Raw genomic sequence first — 2,779 nt, forward strand, 5'->3', positions numbered from 1 at the left:
GAGCCGCTGCTGTCGAACCCGTCGCTGCTGGAGCTGCTCGGTATCCCGGGTGACCCGATGACTTTCGATGTGCAGCAGGCGTGGCGGCCGCGTCCGATTCGTGACCGTTACCGGGTGCCGTTCGGTGTCGGCGAATACGGCCAGCCCGTCGAGCTGGACATCAAGGAAGCCGCCGCGGAGGGTATGGGTCCGCACGGGTTGTGCATCGGCGCGACCGGTTCCGGCAAGTCGGAGTTCCTGCGGACGCTGGTGCTGGGGATGCTGGCCACGCACTCGTCGTCCACGTTGAATTTCGTGTTGGTGGACTTCAAGGGTGGCGCGACGTTCCTGGGGTTGGACAAGGCCCCGCACGTGTCGGCGGTGATCACCAACCTCGCTGATGAGGTCACGCTGGTGGACCGGATGAAGGACGCGCTGGCGGGGGAGATGAACCGCCGGCAGGAAGCGCTCAAGAACGGCGGCAACTTCAAAAACGTCTGGGAGTACGAGAAGGCCCGGGAGAACGGCGCCGATCTCGACCCGCTGCCGGCGTTGTTCATCGTCTGTGACGAGTTTTCGGAGTTGCTGGCGGCGAAGCCGGACTTCATCGATTTGTTCGTCGCGATCGGCCGGCTGGGCCGGTCGCTGCAGATGCACATGCTGCTGGCCTCCCAGCGTCTGGAGGAGGGCAAGCTGCGCGGTCTGGACTCGCACCTGTCCTACCGCATCGGCCTCAAGACGTTCTCGGCGGCGGAGTCCCGCGCGGCGATCGGGGTGCCGGACGCGTTCGAGCTGCCCTCGGTCCCCGGTGGCGGGTATTTGAAGTACGACACCTCGACGTTGGTGCGGTTCAAGGCCTCCTATGTTTCGGGCCCCTACCGCCCGGCGGGGATCCAGGCGGCGGGTCCGGCGGCGACGGTGGTGCGGGCGGACAAGCGGCCGCAGTTGTTCGTCCCGGACTTCGTGGAGTTGCCGAAGGAGCCGGAGCCGGAGCCGAGCGAGGCGGCGCCGGTGGTGGCGGCGCCGCAGCAGCCGGAGGAGGCGGTCGAACCGTCCGAGCTGGATGTGATCGTGTCGCGGTTGATCGGGCAGGGCCCGCCGGCGCACGAGGTGTGGCTGCCGCCGCTGAAAGACCCGAACTCCCTGGACACGTTGCTGCCGAACTTGAACCCGACCGATGATCGGGGTCTGTCGCCGGTGGGGTTTTTCGGCAATGGGCGGTTGCAGGTGCCGTTGGGGATCATCGACCGGCCGTATGAGCAGCGCCGTGACCCGTTGTGGGCGGATTTTTCGGGTGCGGCGGGGCACGGGGTGATCGTGGGTGGTCCGCAGTCGGGGAAGTCGACGATGCTGCGGACGTTGGTCATGTCGATGGCGTTGACCCACACCCCGGAGGAGGCGCAGTTCTACTGCCTGGACCTCGGTGGTGGCACCCTGGCCGGGTTGGCGGATCTGCCGCATGTGGGTGGGGTGGCGGTGGCGCGGCGGGAGCCGGACAAGGCGCGGCGGATCGTGGCCGAGCTGACCACGTTGTTGACGGAGCGGGAGGGCCGGTTCGGGGCGATGGGGATCGACTCGATGACCGAGTTCCGCAACCGTAAACGGCGGGGTGAGATCCGGGCGGATCAGGATCCGTTCGGGGATGCGTTCCTGATCGTGGACAACTGGCGGGCGTTGCGGGATGACTTCGAGGAGCTGGAAGGCACGATCACCCGGTTGGCGACGCAGGGGTTGTCCTACGGGGTGCACGTGGTGATCGCGGCGAACCGGTGGGCGGACATCCGCCCGGCGATCAAGGACATGATCGGCACGAGGTTCGAGCTGCGTCTGGGTGATCCGACGGAGTCCGACATCGACCGGCGGGTGGCGGTGAACATCCCGTCCGGCCGTCCGGGTCGTGGGTTGACCCGGGAGAAGCTGCACATGCTGGGTGGGTTGCCGCGGATCGACGGGTCGAGTGATCCGGAGACGATCGCTTCGGGGGTGGCGGATGCGGTGGGCAAGATCAAGGGTGCGTGGCGGGGCCGGGTGGCGCCGCAGGTGCGTCTGCTGCCGGACATGATCACCTACGAGGACGTGCTGCAGCTGGATGGGCAGCGGGATTCGAAGCTGATCCCGATCGGGGTCAACGAGGAGGATCTGCAGCCGATTTATCTGGACTTCAACGCCGAGCCGCATTTTTATGCCTTCGCTGATGGGGAGTCGGGGAAGACGAACCTGTTGCGGCAGATCGCGCGGGGGATTTCGGAGCGGTTCACCGCGAAGGAAGCGTTGATTCTGCTGGTGGACTACCGGCGCACGATGCTGGGGTTCGTGCAGGGTGATTCGTTGTTGGGGTATGCGGTGTCGGCGGCGCAGTTGGAGAGCATGGTCGGTGATGTGTTCAATTCGATGACGCGGCGGTTGCCGGGTCCGGATGTGACGCAGGAGCAGTTGAAGACGCGGTCGTGGTGGAAGGGCCCGGAGTTGTTCATCCTGGTCGATGACTACGACTTGGTGGCGACGTCGTCGAACAATCCGTTGCGGAAGATCTCCGATTTCCTGCCTCAGGCCAAGGATGTGGGTTTGCATCTGGTGGTGGTGCGGCGGACGGGTGGTGCGTCGAAGGCGATGTATGACCCGATCATCGGGAAGTTGAAGGAGATCGCGGCGCCGGGCATGGTGATGAACGGGTCGCGGGATGAGGGTGCGCTGGTGGGGAACATCAAGGCCAGTGCGATGCCGCCGGGGCGGGGGAATCTGCTGACTCGTAAGAACGGTAAGCAGCTGATCCAGGTGTCGTGGATCCAGCCCGACTGAG

The 2,779-nt window shown here is 65.9% G+C and carries 1 protein-coding gene; it reads left to right on the top strand.

The genetic code is table 11. The annotated features are described in order from the left end of the window. A partial coding sequence (gene eccCb, locus ACZ4TR_RS49350) for a type VII secretion protein EccCb (protein WP_465296159.1) occupies positions 1 to 2,778 on the top strand: 2,778 nt, incomplete at its 5' end. Position 2,779: the final 1 nt, after the last annotated feature.

This window comes from Amycolatopsis sp. NPDC028719, assembly GCF_055565395.1.